The organism is Pseudomonas sp. NFACC45 (assembly GCF_900113505.1).
Taxonomy (GTDB): Bacteria; Pseudomonadota; Gammaproteobacteria; order Pseudomonadales; family Pseudomonadaceae; genus Aquipseudomonas; species Aquipseudomonas tehranensis.
This window is the reverse complement of the sequence record NZ_FOPO01000011.1, coordinates 40,952-57,870: the sequence shown is the minus strand read 5'-3', so window position 1 is coordinate 57,870 and position 16,919 is coordinate 40,952. Positions and strand designations below refer to the sequence as shown.

The 16,919-nt window shown below is 58.2% G+C and carries 18 protein-coding genes; 10 read left to right on the top strand and 8 right to left on the bottom strand.

Features of this window, described 5'->3' with window-relative positions:
- Positions 1 to 393 precede the first annotated feature (393 nt).
- Genes BM132_RS20285 through BM132_RS20265 form a run of 5 tightly spaced genes read left to right on the top strand, consistent with a single transcriptional unit; the run spans position 394 to position 4,932 of the window.
- Positions 394 to 1,506 (top strand): iron-containing redox enzyme family protein, encoded by a 1,113-nt coding sequence (locus tag BM132_RS20285; RefSeq protein WP_256244289.1) that lies wholly within the window; start codon positions 394 to 396, stop codon positions 1,504 to 1,506.
- Between the two features lie 12 nt (positions 1,507 to 1,518).
- Positions 1,519 to 1,833 (top strand): Rieske 2Fe-2S domain-containing protein, encoded by a 315-nt coding sequence (locus BM132_RS20280; protein ID WP_092458270.1) that lies wholly within the window; start codon positions 1,519 to 1,521, stop codon positions 1,831 to 1,833.
- A 9-nt stretch (positions 1,834 to 1,842) separates the two neighbouring features.
- Positions 1,843 to 3,024, top strand: coding sequence for an MFS transporter (locus BM132_RS20275; RefSeq protein WP_092458267.1), 1,182 nt, complete (start codon positions 1,843 to 1,845; stop codon positions 3,022 to 3,024).
- 11 nt (positions 3,025 to 3,035) lie between these two features.
- A complete protein-coding gene (locus tag BM132_RS20270) occupies positions 3,036 to 4,253 on the top strand; it encodes an ATP-grasp domain-containing protein (protein ID WP_092458264.1) in 1,218 nt (405 codons plus the stop codon).
- A gap of 4 nt (positions 4,254 to 4,257) precedes the next feature.
- Positions 4,258 to 4,932 carry a phenylalanine--tRNA ligase beta subunit-related protein gene (locus tag BM132_RS20265; RefSeq protein ID WP_092458261.1) on the top strand — a complete coding sequence of 225 codons (675 nt, stop codon included), beginning with the start codon at positions 4,258 to 4,260 and terminating at the stop codon, positions 4,930 to 4,932.
- Positions 4,933 to 4,988: 56 nt separating this feature from the next.
- Here the strand turns inward: BM132_RS20265 and BM132_RS20260 are convergent, their stop codons facing one another.
- From BM132_RS20260 to BM132_RS20245, 4 genes are all read right to left on the bottom strand, one after another.
- Positions 4,989 to 5,405 carry an Lrp/AsnC family transcriptional regulator gene (locus tag BM132_RS20260; RefSeq protein ID WP_092458258.1) on the bottom strand — a complete coding sequence of 139 codons (417 nt, stop codon included), beginning with the start codon at positions 5,403 to 5,405 and terminating at the stop codon, positions 4,989 to 4,991.
- A 61-nt stretch (positions 5,406 to 5,466) separates the two neighbouring features.
- The gene (locus tag BM132_RS20255) at positions 5,467 to 6,342 is read right to left on the bottom strand and encodes a carboxylate/amino acid/amine transporter (RefSeq protein ID WP_092458255.1); all 876 of its coding nucleotides are present in this window, start codon (positions 6,340 to 6,342) and stop codon (positions 5,467 to 5,469) included.
- A gap of 350 nt (positions 6,343 to 6,692) precedes the next feature.
- Positions 6,693 to 7,292 carry an FMN-dependent NADH-azoreductase gene (locus BM132_RS20250; RefSeq protein WP_092458252.1) on the bottom strand — a complete coding sequence of 200 codons (600 nt, stop codon included), beginning with the start codon at positions 7,290 to 7,292 and terminating at the stop codon, positions 6,693 to 6,695.
- A gap of 151 nt (positions 7,293 to 7,443) precedes the next feature.
- Positions 7,444 to 7,758, bottom strand: coding sequence for a 3-phosphoglycerate kinase (locus BM132_RS20245; RefSeq protein WP_092458249.1), 315 nt, complete (start codon positions 7,756 to 7,758; stop codon positions 7,444 to 7,446).
- Positions 7,759 to 7,808: 50 nt separating this feature from the next.
- Here BM132_RS20245 and BM132_RS20240 point away from each other — a divergent pair, with 50 nt between their 5' ends.
- From BM132_RS20240 to aqpZ, 5 genes are all read left to right on the top strand, one after another.
- Positions 7,809 to 8,732: a PA3225 family LysR-type transcriptional regulator gene (locus BM132_RS20240; RefSeq protein ID WP_076385912.1), complete on the top strand. Its 924-nt coding sequence runs from the start codon at positions 7,809 to 7,811 to the stop codon at positions 8,730 to 8,732.
- A 14-nt stretch (positions 8,733 to 8,746) separates the two neighbouring features.
- Positions 8,747 to 9,550, top strand: coding sequence for an alpha/beta fold hydrolase (locus BM132_RS20235; protein ID WP_092458246.1), 804 nt, complete (start codon positions 8,747 to 8,749; stop codon positions 9,548 to 9,550).
- Between the two features lie 4 nt (positions 9,551 to 9,554).
- Positions 9,555 to 10,118 (top strand): peptidylprolyl isomerase, encoded by a 564-nt coding sequence (locus tag BM132_RS20230; RefSeq protein ID WP_092458243.1) that lies wholly within the window; start codon positions 9,555 to 9,557, stop codon positions 10,116 to 10,118.
- Between the two features lie 83 nt (positions 10,119 to 10,201).
- Positions 10,202 to 12,034 carry an ABC transporter ATP-binding protein gene (locus BM132_RS20225; RefSeq protein ID WP_092458554.1) on the top strand — a complete coding sequence of 611 codons (1,833 nt, stop codon included), beginning with the start codon at positions 10,202 to 10,204 and terminating at the stop codon, positions 12,032 to 12,034.
- Positions 12,035 to 12,477: 443 nt separating this feature from the next.
- On the top strand, positions 12,478 to 13,167 hold the full coding sequence (gene aqpZ / locus BM132_RS20220) for an aquaporin Z (protein WP_092397409.1): 690 nt from the start codon (positions 12,478 to 12,480) through the stop codon (positions 13,165 to 13,167).
- 16 nt (positions 13,168 to 13,183) lie between these two features.
- Here aqpZ and BM132_RS20215 read toward each other — a convergent pair whose 3' ends face one another.
- The 4 genes from BM132_RS20215 to BM132_RS20200 form a co-directional block, all read right to left on the bottom strand.
- Complete coding sequence (locus tag BM132_RS20215; RefSeq protein ID WP_092458240.1) at positions 13,184 to 14,308, bottom strand: GNAT family N-acetyltransferase; 1,125 nt, start codon at positions 14,306 to 14,308, stop codon at positions 13,184 to 13,186.
- 140 nt (positions 14,309 to 14,448) lie between these two features.
- The gene (locus BM132_RS20210) at positions 14,449 to 15,759 is read right to left on the bottom strand and encodes an OprO/OprP family phosphate-selective porin (RefSeq protein WP_092458237.1); all 1,311 of its coding nucleotides are present in this window, start codon (positions 15,757 to 15,759) and stop codon (positions 14,449 to 14,451) included.
- Between the two features lie 295 nt (positions 15,760 to 16,054).
- Positions 16,055 to 16,291: an anti-sigma factor family protein gene (locus BM132_RS20205; protein ID WP_092458233.1), complete on the bottom strand. Its 237-nt coding sequence runs from the start codon at positions 16,289 to 16,291 to the stop codon at positions 16,055 to 16,057.
- A complete protein-coding gene (locus tag BM132_RS20200; protein WP_092458230.1) occupies positions 16,285 to 16,896 on the bottom strand; it encodes an RNA polymerase sigma factor in 612 nt (203 codons plus the stop codon). The genes BM132_RS20205 and BM132_RS20200 overlap by 7 nt, the downstream gene beginning before the upstream one ends.
- Positions 16,897 to 16,919 lie beyond the last annotated feature (23 nt).

The following is a 16,919-nucleotide window of genomic DNA, read 5'->3' as shown; positions in this document are numbered from 1 at the left end:
AATCAGCCAAAATCCGTCTATGCCTTTAGTAAATTTCACTATCGGCGCAATCAGTTTTCAGCTATTTCAAAAAGTTTCAAAGCTTTAGCATTTCGCCTCCAATTAGATCGGCGAAGGCGCTACACCATGTTATGGACAACTAAACTTACTGATGAATCTGCCTATGATGGAACGAACGCAGACGCTGAGGCACTGGCCCTCTACGCGCGTGCCGAGGCGTTCGCGCAACCTCGTAGTTTTTATACAAGCAGCCCGTACCAACGCCCCTCGCGACCTCAGGATATCAACGACTCGCTTCTCACCGACAGCCTGACAAGCCACCAGCTTTCAAGCAGTCATCATTTATTGGCGCAACGGCTGCTGTTGAATATTTATGAACAAGACCTGGTTTTTTTGCCCAAGCCACCCATGGCGTTCAACCTCAAGGAGTTCAAGAACTTCTATGAGCCACAGCACGTAGCGTCCGGCAAAAAAATCCGTCCGGTGCTGGAGAACTATCTTTACGGTTGGCTCAAGGAAGAGGTCCATGTCAACGGTCCCTGGGAGCTGGAGTCGTTCCTGGCCCATACCGACAAAGTGCTGGACGACGTGGCCCAGTCCGACTCCCGGCTCTTTGCAGTCCTGACCGGCAGTCGTGATCCTCAACGAGCGGCAAAATTCTTCATGACCCAATGTGCAGGCGACTTCCTTAGCGAAGCGTCAGCCATGGCGCGTAATGTGCTGGGTAACTGTGGCATGTACACCAGCGAGTTGTTCAAGATCCTGATCGACGAGTACGGTTATGGCGTAGACAAAAAGAAACACAGCACCATTTTCGAGGACATGCTCAAGGAGATGGGCATGTCACATCACGTCCATCACTACTGGCAGTTCTATACCGCCAGCTCGCTGTCGCTGACCAACTACTTCCATTACGTTTCAGCCAACCATGGCGAGTTGTTCCGCTACATCGGTGCCATGTATTACACCGAAGCGACATTGGCCTTAACGACCAAACATCAGTCGCGCGCGATCCGGACCATCTTCAACAACACCGTGTCCACCGAATACTTCGATGAACATTCCCACATCGACGTTCATCACGGACGCATGGCCCTGAAGCGCCTGATCATCCCGATGATCGAACAGTTCGGCAACAAGATCATTCCGGACCTTATCCGCGGCTTCGAAGAATTCAAATTGCTCCAGGATATCGCCGACGAAGAGCTCTATGCCCACATCAAGTGGCACGACGAACTGGACGAACATCGCGCCCGCGCGGCAGAACTTCATGGCCAACGCAACGTGGACATGCGCATCACCGAGTCGGAAAACGAACTCTCGGTGCTGCACACCCATTCCAACGACGAGTTGTTCTGGGTCGAGTCAGGCGAGCTGGACTTTGTCCTGAGTCCTGAATTGTCAGTCCGGCTGAAGGCTGGCGAGGGCGTCGTGATTCCCAAGGGGATGATTCATGGCACTTGCGTCACCAGCAAAACCTGCACCTACACCGTTACGGCAATCTGAGTAACCCAGCCCATGAAAGCCATCAGCCTGAATCTGACCCACGTCAATTATGTCGCTGTGGACGAGAAAACCTATTTTCTCAAGCGCCATCCTCATTCCACACAGCTGTTGCCCACCAGTTGCCCCCATCGAGGCGGTCCGTTGCACATGGGCGAAGTCACGCAGGACGGGCAAAGCGTGATCTGCCCTTGGCACGACAACGCTTACAAACTTTGCAACCTGGAAAAGAAATCCCTGCCAACGGTGCGTGTGCGGAACGTAATCAGCACCGTGGTCAGCGATAACAACCGGTGCGTGCCGCTGTTCAAACTTTCTCGCCATGACTGAGTAAAGCGTATGACTAATAAATCAACCCTGGGAGCGTTCTACTCGATCGTTACCCTCTTCACCGGCCTGGATATGGCGATCGTCATCGCCATGGTCTGGTTCGGCCTGGAAACCACCGGGTCGACATTCCTGGTGGGTGCAACCTTGTGTGTGGCGACAGTGGTGCCTTATCTGTGCGAACAGTTCATCGGTAAGTTTTTTACCGTCGAACTGAGCATGCGTCGATTGCTCTACATTCGACTCACGGCATTTGGAGCCATTCTGGGATTGTCCCTTACCGACGCCGCGCTGCTGCCAATCGGCTTTTTAAGTATCGCGTTCGTGGTGGGGGTTACCGACTACTTCACCATCAGTACCCTGGAGTCAAAAAACACCAAGCTGGTGCTGGCGGGCCTGACCAACAGCGACACGTCTGCACGCCTGATGCAAACCTCCATCCAGATAGGTGCCTTCGGCGGCGCGCTGCTCGGGGGGGTGATCGTGGATATCTTCTCGGTCAATCAGACCCTGCAGATCATCAGCCTGGCGGCTATCGTGTCGCTGGGAGCAACGTTGCTGGTAGCCGCAACCCCAACATCCGACGATCCGGTACAGGCGCCTGACACCAGTGCGATTCTCGCCCGGCATCTGCCAGCCAATCTTTACATCCTGATCATCGTCCTGAGCATGATCGGCTTCCACATCGGCGCGTTCAACAGCCTGGTGCCCATCGTCTTCCAGAAGCTCAATGAGTGGAACGCCACCTTGTTTGGTGTCGCCAGTGGCTTGGCCGGCCTGGGTGCTTTCAGCGCCGCCGTGTTGCCACGGATCAAGCTCAACAGTTACAGCGCCATGTTGATGGTGGTCCTGGCCGATGTCGCGATCGTCTATTTCCAGAACCTCTACGTGATGATGGCCGCAGCGTTCCTGCTGGGTTTTTGCATCAACAGCCTGAGGATCCAGCTGCGTAAAACGCTGATCGAGTCTGCGCCCAATGCGCGGATTGCCGATGTCATCGCAGCCAAGAGCTCGCTTTACTACCTGCTGGTCAGCGGCTCGGCGCCCATGATCCTGACGTTCTTCACCACTTCAGGCTTTTTGGGAATCGAAGGCGCGCGCCTTCTGATGATCGCGTCGGCCGCACTGTTGGGATGTGCCGTGCTGGTCTGGAATCTCAGCCCCGGGGTCTCACCCGCGGTCACCGCTGAATAGGAGTGGATGATTTGAAAACCGTACTGATTGTTGATCCTTTCTCCACCGGCAAGCTCTACGCGCCAGTGCTCAATGCCCAAGGCGTACGTTGTGTTGCTGTTATTTCCACCGGCGAGTTGCCCCTGCACTTCACCAGTGACTTGGTGAAGGAAAACTTCGAGGCGATTTACTACTGGGACGATAAACCGCTGGAGGCTTTAAAGACCCTGTCCGTGACGGCAGTCATCGCTGGGTGCGAAACAGCGATCTATCTCACGGACTACCTGGCAGAAGCCCTCGGGCTCACGGGTAACAGTCGCGCAACCAGCGACCTTCGTCGCAACAAGTTCGCCATGCAGAAAGCGCTGAAGGAACACGGTTTACGCCACATTCCTTCAGACATCTTGAGTTCACCCACGCACATTGCGGATTTTGTGGCCACACTGGACCCGACCCTCAAATACGTGATCAAGCCTTTGAACTCAGCGGCTACCGAAGGTGTGGTGTTCGCCGAAGGCAAGGAAGCGGTACAGGCTGCACTGGATGGCGCGGCATGGAATAAAAAAAATGACTTGGGTGAGATCAACCTTGGCTTCATCGTCCAGCCGTTCATATCGGGGCCGGAGTACGTGGTCGATATGGTCGCGTTCGAGGGCACGTTCGTCGTTGCTTCCGTGTGCAAGTACACCAAGGTCAATAAAAACGGCAGCCGGTTTGTCTATGAAAGCCTGGACACCCTCGATCCCCGCTCACCCGATGTGCAACCACTGATCGACTACGCGCGCCAGGCAGCCGCCGCATTGAGCATCAGGATTGGCCCCATCCACATGGAAATCATCTGGTCCGATGCAGGCCCAGTGATGATTGAGGCGGGAGGTCGCCTGCACGGAGGGATTGCGCCGCAGCTCTTTCAGCAGGTCTACCAGCCTGATTTGCTTTCGTTGTCCGTTGACTGCTACCTGGGACGCTCGCCGACCCCGGCCGAAGAAGTCAGCCAAATCAGCCGGGGAAGAATCGGTTTCTTCTGCTCCCACGAAAAGCGCACCTTCAACACACCTTCTTCGACGGTGCTGCACAGTGTTGCCCAGGATGTTGCCTATTGCGGCCACAAATATTTCATCAGCCCCGGCGATACCACACCGGTAACGATCGACTTTGCCACCTGCCCCGGCTTGTTCTGGCTCCATCATCCTGAGGTCAACCAACTGGATGCCAGCACCGAAAGCATACGCAATAAACTATGGTGTTAATGTGATGAAGCCCCGTTTAATCATCCAGAAATCCGCCAGTGACCTGGGCATCAACAATGCCTGCGCGGCGGTGATCAGCAACGTTACCGTTTCCGATGACCAAAGTTTCATGGGTGTGCTGCAAAGCAACCTGAATCACGTTGCTTCCCACTTGAACAGCCTCATCTCGAACAGTGTGTATGAAGGGTTTTCCAGACAGCTCAAAAAGCTCGGCTATGAAAATACCGTCAGCGCCAATGAGAAACTGCTCAGGCGATTCATCTCCAAAGGCGCCCAGCCCATCAACAATATTGTCGACGCCTATAACGCCGTTGCGATTCGCCACGGCGTCAGTATCGGCGTACACACCTACCATCACCAGGAAGACATTCATGTATTCCGTTCGGAACAACCCAGGAACTTCCGACCGCTGTTTGCCAAGAAAGACATCACCATACCCACCGGCGATCTCGTCTATAGCTGCGGTGATGTCCCCTTGGCAAGCATTGGCAAGGTAGACGCCGATGCCCATGATTTTCGTCTGACCCAGGATTCGTCGAATCTGCTGGTTGTCGTACTGGGGCACGACGAGACGCCTGGGGCGTTCAATCGGTCAATCATTGAAGAGTTGATAGACATGCTTCGTCAGAAAATGCCGAGCCTGAATCATTACTTCCTTGAGACGGTGGTCGACCGGTAACCCCGCTGAGGCATGAACAAGGATTGAGCAGCCTGCCAGCCACTGCTCAATCCTCCTCAGCGCCAGGCCTTGAGGACCGGGTTAACCACCACTTCATTGACATGCTCAATCTTCAGGAAACTGTCCTTGAGCACCATCAGCGCCTCAAAGTTTTTGTATTTGACTTCGAGCATCATGTCCACATCGCCAAACAGCGAATAGGCGTGAATCACTTCGCGGTAGTGATAGATCTTCGGAAACACCAGATGGCAACTGTTGCCGTCAAGTCGCAGCATCAGAAACGCCGACTGTTGGGCTTCTTCGTCCTGCGCGACGTTGATGGTGAAGCCCAGGATCACACCCTTTTCAATCAGTTTTTGAACACGCGACTCTACCGCCGTACGGGACTTGTGCACTTGCCTGGCAAGCTGCGCCAGGCTAACTCTGGAATCATCCTTCAAGGCCGCAATAATCAGCTCATCAACCTTGTCCACTTCGCAGCTCCCTATGTTTCTGTTGCGTAGGCATTACCGCTCGCGCCGATGCCGCTGACGATCACGCCGCGGAGTTTACGCCAGGCGCCGGTTTTATACCCAACCGACTGATCCACACCGCCGCCAATATCACCGACCCGCCCAGCAGCAACCGCCCCAGTTCCTCGTGCTGGTTCCAGATCAGCAGGTTGACCAGTAGCCCCACCGGTACATGCAGGTTGTTCATCACCGCCAGCGTGCCGCCGTTGACCATGCACGCGCCTTTGTTCCACCAGTACAGCCCCAACGCGGTGGAGACCAGGCCGAGAAATATCAGTACGCCCCATTGCAGCGGTGCTTCTGGCCAGAAATCCGCCTTGCCGAACAGCAGGAAGGCCGGCAACGCCACCGCCAGTGCGCCGAGGTAGAAGTAGCCAAAACGCCGGTAGTGCGGCAGGTCGCTGGGATGGCGGGCGACGAGGTGTTTGTACAGCACCTGCCCGGCCGCGTAGGTGAAGTTGGCCAATTGCAGCAACAAAAAGCCCATGAAGAAGTCCGGGTTGATCCGGTCGTAACGAATCACCGCCGCGCCGGTCACGGCCACCAACGCCGCGATCAGGGCCCAGGGATTGAAGCGACGATTGAGCGCGTCTTCGATCAGGGTCACGTGCAGCGGCGTCAGGATGGTGAAAAGCAGGACCTCGGGCACCGTCAGCACGCGAAAGCTCAAGTACAGGCACACGTAGGTCACGCCGAACTGCAAGGCACCAATCAACAGCATGCCACGCATGAACGACGGCTCCACCTGGCGCCAGCGGGTCAGCGGAATGAACACCAGCCCCGCCAGCACAACCCGCACCAGCACCGCAAAGTAACTGTCGACATGCCCGGCCAGGTATTCACCAATCAGACTGAAGGAAAACGCCTGAATCAGCGTCACAAAAAGTAGATAGCCCATACGCCCCTCGTTTCGGATGGCGGCGAAGATAGCGGTTTTTGGGGATTGCCGCTAACCGCAATAGCCAACCACGGGCAGTAAACCCTGTGGGAGCGGGCTTGCTCGCGAAGGCGGAGTGTCAGCCGACATCTCTTTCAACTGTCAGGCAGCAATCGCGAGCAAGCCCGCTCCCACAGGGTCCTTCAGCGAACGGGAAATGACAGGCAAAAAAAAGCCCGATCTCGCTAAAGCGTTCAATCGGGCGACTGCACTCAGGAGCAACAAGTGCCAAGGGAGGTTCGATGCGCAAAACAGCTTGAAGGGAGCGCCAGGCCACTAGACCACCTGGCGATTACCTGAGGATTAACGGATCAGGCGACCTGGGACAGCTTGGCGTTGGCCTGATTCAAGCCCTTCTCCTGGAAATCACCGCCCAGGTTCATGCCCTCGGCATGGATGAAGGTCACGTCGTGGATGCCGATGAAAGCCATGACCTGACGCAGGTAGGGTTCCTGGTGGTCAGAGCTGGCGCCAGCATGAATGCCGCCGCGGGCGGTCAGCACAAAAGCACGTTTGCCAGTCAACAGGCCTTGAGGGCCGGTGGGGGTGTACTTGAAGGTCACGCCGGCACGCAGTACGTGGTCCAGCCAGGCTTTCAAGGTACTGGGGATGGCGAAGTTGTACATCGGCGCGGCCATCACCAGCACGTCGGCGGCCAGCAATTCATCGGTCAACTGGTTAGAGCGTTCCAGGGAGGCGTTTTCGATGTCGTTGCGCTGCTCGACGGGCTTCATCCAGCCACCCAGCAGATGGGCGTCCAGGTGCGGCACCGGATTGATGGCCAAGTCACGAACACTGATTTCATCGGCCGGGTGCGCGGCTTTCCATTGGCTGATGAAGGTCTGGGTCAATTGACGGGAAACCGAGTCTTGCTGGCGGGCACTGCTTTCGATGATCAGAACGCGGGACATGGGATGTAGCCTCCATCGGAAAATGTTGTCAGTCGATGGAGTGAAGATTAAACATGGTTACATCGATCAAAAAGCGCAAATAATTGCTGCAAAACATCGATAAATTCGTTTATAAGCGGAGCACGGATTGCCTCGCTACTGCGCCACCGGCTTATTTCGGCTGGCAGGTCAGGGTGATGCGCAGCTTGATGATGTTGCGGTTGAACTTGGCGGTGGCATTTTTGAACTTGCCGGCGGCGACTTCGATCTTGCGGGTACGCGGTGCTTCGGGACCGTTGCGAAACACCACGGTGCAGGCCGCATCGGTGCTGCCGTAGTTGTTGACCTGGATGGAACCGATGTCGGCATCGGTGTCATAGGCGGTGTAGTCGATGCTCAGACCGTTGAGGTGTTTTTCCACATCGATCGGGTAGGCAAACGCAGTCAGCGGCAACAGCGCCAGCAGCACACAACAGATTTTTTTCATTAGGCAGTCTCCACCAGGGGACCGCCAGCTTAGGACAAGAGGAGCTCAATATGAAAGCGCCCCGCGTGACCCTGGATCAATGGCGAACCTTGCAAGCGGTGGTCGACCACGGCGGTTTCGCCCAGGCTGCCGAGGTGCTGCACCGCTCCCAGTCGTCGGTGAGTTACACCGTGGCGCGCATGCAGGACCAGCTCGGCGTACCGTTGCTGCGCATCGATGGGCGCAAGGCCGTACTGACCGAAGCCGGCGGCGTACTGCTGCGTCGTTCCCGTCAATTGGTCAAACAAGCCAGCCAGCTGGAAGACCTGGCCCATCACATGGAGCAAGGCTGGGAAGCGGAAGTGCGGCTGGTGGTCGATGCCGCCTATCCCAACGCCCGCCTTGTACGTGCCTTGACCGCGTTCATGCCGCAAAGCCGTGGCTGTCGGGTGCGCCTGCGCGAAGAGGTGCTGTCGGGTGTCGAGGAAGTGCTGCTCGAAGGCGTGGCGGATCTGGCCATCAGCGGCTTCAGCATTCCCGGTTACCTGGGCGCTGAACTGAGCGATGTTGAGTTCGTCGCGGTGGCCCATCCCGAACACGCCCTGCACCGCCTCAACCGCGAGCTGAACTTCCAGGACCTGGAAAGCCAATTGCAGGTGGTGATCCGCGACTCCGGTCGCCAGCAACCCCGCGATGTCGGGTGGCTGGGCGCCGAGCAACGCTGGACCGTCGGCAGCCTGGCCACCGCCGCGACGTTCGTCGGCAGCGGCCTGGGCTTCGCCTGGCTGCCGCGGCACATGATCGAGCGGGAACTCAAGGAAGGCTTGCTCAAGCGTCTACCCTTGGAGCAAGGCGGCAGCCGCAACTCCACGTTCTATCTTTTTTCAAACAAGGAAAAACCCCTGGGCCCGGCCACGCAAATCCTCATCGAGCTGCTGCGCACCTTCGACACTGCGCCGCTGGATGCGCCGTTCGCCGCCCCTGAACAAGCCTGACAAGGACTTTGCCAATGGCCTATTTCGCCCACGAAGATTGCAACCTGCACTACGAGGAATACGGCCACGGCACGCCCTTGGTCCTGGTCCACGGGCTGGGCTCCAGCACCCGCGACTGGGAAAAACAAATCCCGGTATTGTCCGCCCACTACCGTTTGATCGTGGTGGACGTACGCGGCCATGGACGCTCCGACAAACCTCGTGGGCCTTACAGCATCGAAGGTTTCAGCGCCGACCTGATCGCCCTGATCGAACACCTGGACCTGGGCCCGGTGCATCTGGTGGGCTGGTCCATGGGCGGCATGATTTGTTTTCAACTGGCGGTGGACGAACCCGGGCGGATCAAGAGTCTGTGCATCGTCAACAGCGCGCCGCAAGTCAAAGTCCGCACGCCTGATGACTGCTGGCAATGGTTCAAGCGCTGGAGCCTGATGCGCCTTCTGAGCCTTGAAACCATTGGCAAGGCCCTGGGCGCCAAGTTGTTTCCCAAACCGCAACAGACCGAGTTACGCCTGGAAATGGCCCGGCGCTGGGCAAAAAACGACAAACGTGCTTATCTCGCCAGCTTCGATGCCATTGTGGGTTGGGGGGTTCAGGAACGACTGTCGCAGGTGGCCTGTCCAACCCTGGTCATTTGCGCCGACCACGACTACACCCCCGTGGCATTGAAAGAAGCCTATGTAAAACTGCTGCCCGATGCCCGGCTGGTGGTCATTGCCGACTCACGGCACGCGACCCCGCTGGATCAACCCGAACGCTTCAACCAAACCCTGCTCGAATTTTTGACCGCAGTCGACTCAACTACTCAGGATCACTGAACCCATGCTGAAAAAAATCGCCCTCGTCGCCGGCTCCGTCCTGTTTGCCGCTAACCTGATGGCCGCGCAGCCAACCAAGGCGCCCCACGTATTGCTGGACACCACCAACGGTCAGATCGAAATCGAACTGGATCCGGTCAAGGCGCCGATCAGTACCCAGAACTTCCTTGAGTACGTGGACAGCGGCTTCTACAACAACACGATTTTCCACCGTGTGATCCCGGGTTTCATGGCCCAGGGCGGCGGTTTCACCCAGCAGATGCAACAGAAAGACACCAAGGCACCGATCAAGAACGAAGCCAGCAATGGCCTGCATAACGTGCGCGGAACCTTGTCGATGGCGCGTACTTCCAACCCGAACTCGGCCACCAGCCAGTTCTTCATCAACGTGGCCGACAACGCCTTCCTCGACCCGGGCCGTGACGCCGGTTACGCGGTGTTCGCCAAAGTGGTCAAGGGCATGGACGTGGTGGACATCATCGTCAACTCCCAGACCACCACCAAACAAGGCATGCAAAACGTGCCGATCGACCCTGTGATCATCAAGTCGGCCAAGCGCATCGACTAAACAGCACAGGGCAAGCCTGAGCGGCGGCAATCGCGCGCCGCTCACAGGAAAAAAAGGAGAGCCCTGCCCGGGCTATGTACCCCATGGTTTATCGTCGTTTCGAAACACTGATCGATATTTTCCGCGACGCCCCGACCTCGGCCCCCCCGAACCGCGTCCTGCCCTTCTACACCTATTACCTGAAACAAGTCTGGCCCAGCTTCGCCGTGCTGCTGGTGGTGGGCCTGATTGGCGCGCTGATCGAGGTGGCGCTGTTCAGCTACCTGAGCCGCATCATCGACTTGACCCAGGGCACGCCCAACGTCGACTTCTTCAAGATCCACGGTCTGGAGCTGGCCTGGATGGCCGTGGTGGCGCTGGTCTTTCGGCCAATCTTCGTGGCCTTGCATGACCTGCTGGTGCACCAGACCCTGAGTCCAGGCATGACCAGCCTGATCCGCTGGCAAAACCACAGCTACGTGCTCAAGCAGAGCCTGAACTTTTTCCAGAACGACTTCGCCGGACGCATCGCCCAGCGCATCATGCAGACCGGCAATTCCCTTCGCGACTCCGCGGTGCAGGCCGTGGACGCGCTGTGGCACGTGCTGATCTATGCCATCAGCTCATTGGTGCTGTTTGCCGAAGCCGACTGGCGCCTGATGATCCCGCTGCTGATGTGGATCGCCGCTTACATCGGCGCGCTCTGTTACTTCGTGCCGAGGGTCAAGGAGCGCTCCGTCGTGTCGTCCGATGCCCGCTCCAAGCTCATGGGCCGGATCGTCGACGGCTACACCAACATCACCACCTTGAAGCTGTTCGCCCACACCAATTTCGAACAGCAATACGCCCGCGAAGCCATCGAAGAGCAGACCGAGAAAGCCCAATTGGCCGGCCGCGTGGTGACCAGCATGGATGTGGTCATTACCAGCATGAACGGGCTGCTGATCGTCGGCACCACAGCGCTGGCCCTGTGGCTGTGGACCCAGTCGCTGATCAGCGTGGGGGCGATTGCCCTGGCCACCGGGCTGGTGATCCGCATCGTCAACATGTCCGGCTGGATCATGTGGGTGGTCAACGGCATCTTCGAAAACATCGGCATGGTCCAGGACGGTTTGCAGACCATCGCCCAGCCCGTCAGCGTTACCGACCGCGACCAGGCCAAGCCTTTGGCCGTGGCCCGTGGCGAAGTGCGCTTCGAGCATGTGGATTTCCACTATGGCAAGAAAAGCGGAGTGATCGGCGACTTGAACCTGGTGATCAAGCCGGGGGAAAAGATCGGCCTGATCGGCCCATCCGGTGCGGGTAAATCCACCTTGGTGAACCTGCTGCTGCGCCTCTATGACGTGCAGGGCGGGCGCATTCTCATCGACGGCCAGGACATCGCAGAAGTGGGCCAGGAAAGCTTGCGCGAGCGCATCGGCATGATCACCCAGGACACCTCGCTGCTGCATCGTTCGATTCGCGACAACCTGCTTTACGGCAAGCCCGACGCCACCGATGCGCAACTCTGGGAAGCAGTGCACAAGGCCCGGGCCGATGAGTTCATTCCATTGCTGTCGGATGCCGAAGGTCGCAGCGGTTTTGATGCCCATGTGGGTGAACGCGGGGTGAAGCTGTCCGGCGGCCAACGCCAGCGCATCGCCATTGCCCGTGTGCTGCTCAAGGACGCGCCGATCCTGATCATGGACGAAGCGACGTCAGCGCTGGACTCGGAAGTCGAAGCGGCGATCCAGGAAAGCCTCGAGACCCTGATGCAAGGCAAGACCGTGATCGCCATCGCCCACCGCCTCTCCACCATCGCACGGATGGACCGGCTGGTGGTGCTGGAAAACGGCCGCATCGCCGAGACCGGCAGCCACGCCGAACTGCTGGCCCATGGCGGGTTGTATGCGCGGTTGTGGCAGCATCAGACCGGGGGCTTTGTCGGGATCGACTGAATCAACCAGACGCCACCGCCCAGGGAGCTTGGAGCCCTGTGTAGAAGCTGTGAGGAGCCTGTAGGAGCCTGTAGGAGCTGTCGAGTGCAACGAGGCTGCGATCTTTCCCCAGACACTTGAATCTAAAGCGAAAGATCAAGATCAAGATCAAAAGATCGCAGGCTTCGCCAGCTCCTACAGGGGCCGGGTTTAAATCGCCAGATCAGTGCAGCCCCAAGTCTTTCTGAAAAAATCTGTCCAGGATCCATCCTGCGCACACCACAGCGACATACTTTCCACCGTCCAAGGCCGAAACCGCCACAGTCCCTGACTCTGGCGGTTTTTTAATGCCACTGGATTTGTCGCAACGTTCTGCTGTACTCAGCCCAGGTTCTGGAGATGAACCTGTCGTAATTCTGCTGGATGCATAACCGATTATCACGACTGTTTTATCAAGGATGCTTATGTCTTTACTCAAACGTTCAACGACTGAGTTGTTGGGTACGTTCTGGCTGGTATTGGGCGGATGTGGCAGCGCTGTATTGGCCGCTTCCGGGATTGGCGTGCTGGGGGTTGCCCTGGCGTTCGGCCTGACGGTGTTGACCATGGCGTTCGCCATCGGCCATATCTCGGGTTGCCACCTGAACCCGGCCGTGTCGGTGGGCTTGTACGTAGGCGGGAGGTTTCCGGCCAAGGAACTGCCCGCCTACATCATTGCCCAGCTCATGGGTGGGGTGCTGGCCGCCGCGTTGATCTACTTCATCGCCAGCGGCAAGGAAGGCTTCGACCTGGCCGCTTCCGGCCTGGCGGCGAACGGTTATGGCGAACATTCGCCCGGTCAGTATTCCATGGTGGCCGGCTTTGTGACCGAGCTGGTCATGACGGCCATGTTCATCCTGATCATCCTCGGCGCCACCGATAAACGTGCACCGGCCGGACTGGCACCGATCGCCATCGGCCTGGCCCTGACGCTCATTCACCTGATCTCGATTCCGGTCACCAACACCTCCGTCAACCCGGCCCGTAGTACCGGTCCGGCGCTGATCGTCGGCGGCTGGGCCATCGAGCAACTGTGGCTGTTCTGGGTGGCACCGCTGCTGGGCGCTGTCGTCGGCGGTGTGTCTTACCGCTGGCTGGGCAAGGAAAACAGCTGAGGCCCCCCGGCGAAGATCAGCACTGCCGATAAGGCAGTGCTGTCTTCGCTTCTTCGGCGTACGCCAACACGCCCTCCTGCTCCCGGATCAGAAAATCTGCAACCGCCGCCTTCAGACCAGGATGGCGCAAGTAGTGCCAGGAACGGGTGATCACCGGCTCGAAACCGCGAATCAATTTGTGCTCGCCCTGGGCACCGGCATCGAAACGCTGCAGACCGTTGGCAATCGCGTAATCCATGCCCTGATAAAAACAGGTCTCGAAATGCAAACGGTCGAATTCCGCTAGGCAACCCCAGTAACGCCCATAAAAACTGTCACCGCCCACCAGGCTGAACGCCATCGCCACCGGCCGTGAACCTTCCTTGGCCAACACCACGCGAATGGCCTCGGGCATGCGCTCGGCCAGCAGGCTGAAAAAACTCCGGGTCAGGTACGGCGCTTGCCGACGCACCGCGTAAGTGTTGGCGTAACAGGCGTAGACAAAATCCCACTGGGCCTGGTCCAGTTGCTGACCTTCCAGCCATTGGAACTCGATGCCCTGCCCCGCCACTTGTTCACGCTCCTTGCGCATCTGCTTGCGCTTGCGGGAACTGAGCGCGTCGAGAAAGTCCTGGAAGTCCCGATAACCGCGATTGCGCCAGTGGTACTGGCAGCCGATCCGCTGCAACCAACCCGGTTGCCCGGCCAACGCTGCGTCGGTGAAGGCATCGGTGAAGTTGATGTGGGCACTGGAAAGCGATTCGATTTCCAGATAACCCGGCAGGCTGCCAAGCAACTCCAACCCGTCTCCCCCACTCGCCGCCAGCAGCCGCGGACCACTGACCGGGCTGAACGGCACCGCCGTCAGCAATTTGGGGTAATAGTCGATCCTGGCCCGGGCACAGGCGTCGGCCCAGGCGTGGTCGAACACGTATTCGCCGTAGGAATGCCACTTGCGATAACTGGGCAGAGCCGCCAGCAAGCGACCGTCTTCAATATGCAGCAGGTGCTCGGGCTGCCAGCCGGATTGCGGGCCCAGGCTGCCACTGTCTTCAAGGGCCGTGAGGAAGGCATGGCGCAGGAAGGGTTGATTGGCCGGCACCAGTGCGTCCCACTCGTGCGGCGCGATGGCGGACAGGCTGTCCAGAACGTGTAGCGGCATGCAGTTCCCCGAGATCCAGAATGCGGATGGCGCGAGTATCGCCGATTCTGACCGGGCAGATAAAAAAAACCCCGCCAGAGGCGGGGTTCAAAGGAGCTATAACGGATGAAAGGTAAAGCCTTGTATCAAGTCAGCACGACTTAGAACACGTACTGGGCGCGCATGACAAAACCGTCGCCATCGTCGTCGCCGTTTTCGTTGGTCACGTTGTCGGCCTTAGCCTTGACATAAACGGCGGAGATTTTCACCGCTTCGTTGGCGTACCAGTTGACACCCAGGTTGTGCACCTTGGCTTCGGCATCGCCCACGTCACGGGTCGCGGATGCGGTGGTGATGTTATCGTCTTCAACGGTCAGGCTGTCGTAGCGATAGAACACTTCCCAAGCGCCGATGGACTTGTTGGCAGGCTTGATCGCGTCGAACTTGCCGATTTTATAACCGCGGGATTCACCGGTGAGGGTGTAGGCACCCTGGACATAGAAACCGTGGCCTTTGATGTCCTGGAAGGCGCTGTCGTCAGCCTTGGTTTTGCGCGAGACGTATTCACCCTGGATCGAGGCTGGCCCCATGGCGAAAGCGGCTTCCAGACCGAAAGCGGTGTCAGTGTCGTACGAGCCAGCCGGCGAGTTATTGGCGCCGCCCAGTACCGGACGATTGCCGTTGTCACCGGCATCGTTGCCGCCTTCGGTATCGACGCCACGCATGCCCAAACGGGTGCGGTAACGCGCATCGAACACGGTGTCGGACACGTCACGGGAGGCCACGTTCACGCCGAAGTGCAGGACGTTGCCGGAGTCGTGCATTGGGGCAAATACAAAACGACCGTTGACTTGCTTGACGCTGTCGCCGTCGGTGTCGTTGCTGTCCTTGCTGAACACACCGGCCGAGGCATAGAAAGAATCGGCGAAAGTGCTGGAGGCTTGAATGCCCATCCCGTTCTGTTTGTCCATGGTCCAGTCGACCAGATCGTAGGCGGCGTTACGCTCAGTGGCGGTGACCCACTTGGAGCTGGTGGCTTTCTCCAAGCCGAAATCGGGGTCGAAACGACCGAATTTGATCGAGACCGGTTTGAAGCCGTTGTAAGCCATGGAGGCTTCGTCGAAGTAACCGTCCGCTGAACTGCCTGCGTTGTGGGCGAGGTCATAGCTGATGGTGTAGGCCCAATCCGTGTACACCACGCCGGACAGTTCCACGAAGGCACGACGCAGATAAGCGGCGTCGGCTGAGTTGCCATTGTTAGTGTAGAGACCGTCAAACTGGCTGTAGTCAGCCTGCAAACGACCGCCAAGCTTGAAGCTGAACTCTTTGTCAGTGGTAGCGACCTCAAGGCCGCCCTTGGTTTTGACCACGATATCGGCGCCGTCGGTAGTCACGGTGCCGGCGAAAGCCTGGGCGGTTACTGCCATTGCCAGTGCGCTGGCGGCAACACCTGCGAAGTGCTTACGGATCATCGAAGAATTCCCCTGTTGGTAGTCTATGCCGTTAGAAAACACGCGGAACTGAGCCCGCTGGTGTTGGAGGGGATCTTGGCGATGGGTTGTGTCAGCGCAGTTGCTGTCAGATAAAGATTTTATGACAGGGGAACTTTTTACTTCGAAAGGGAATAACCAATGCCACTGAACCCGCCGCAGAACTTGTGGGAGCGAGCCTGCTCGCGATAGCGGTGAATCAGCCGGCATTGATGTCGACTAAGGCAATGCTATCGCGAGCAGGCTCGCTCCCACAGATGCGCAGGGTGTTGGGATTTCAACGGATGTTTTTACGGCGTTCGGCGGCGAGTTTTTCGGCGAGGTGATCCAGGTCGGGAATCGGGGGCTCAGGGAGCTTTTTGAGGGTCGCCTGCATCAGGCGCATCTGGCGGATGAAACGCCGGCATTTGGCGCAGAACATCAGGTGATGACGCATCATCAAGCGTTCACGCAAGCTCAATTGGCCGTCGAGAAAGTCGCTGGAGCGCGCCACTTGTTCCTTGCAGGTCAGCATTCGCCGGTTTCCTCGAAATGTTCCACGGTGGCAAAGACCTTCAGCCGTGCCCGATGCAATAGCACACGTACGTTGGAGAGCGAGATGTCCAGAAGATTACAGATGTCTTCCAGTTCCAGTCCCTGACGTTCGCGCAAGGTCAAGACACTGCTTTGCAGTTGCGACAGGCTGAGCAGCGTGTGCTCGAGGCATTCGCGCAGTTCGCTCATGGTGAGCAGCGCCTCCGGCGTGTCCTGATGCCAGGCGAACGGCGCCAGCAGCCAATGGCCATCCGCGGCGAAACGATCATCCCCAAGCGTGCCGTGGGGCGACGGCAAATCATCGAGCAGCACTTCCCGGCGGTTCTGCTTGTAGCGGCCCTTGGCGGCGTTGGCGGTGATGGTCAGCAGCCAGGTCTTGAGACTGGAACGGCCCTGGAAGCCATTGAGGTTGCGCACCACTGACAGCCAGGCGTCCTGCACCACTTCGTCAGCATGCCGACTGCCCACGATGGCGTAGGCCACGGCGCGCATCGGGCTCTGGTAGGTGCTGACCAGTTCCTTGAAGGCTTGCTGCTCACCGGCCAGGAGGCGTTGGAGCAGTTGTGTTTCGTCGCTGACGGTCATTCAACGCCCCAAATGCCGGTAAG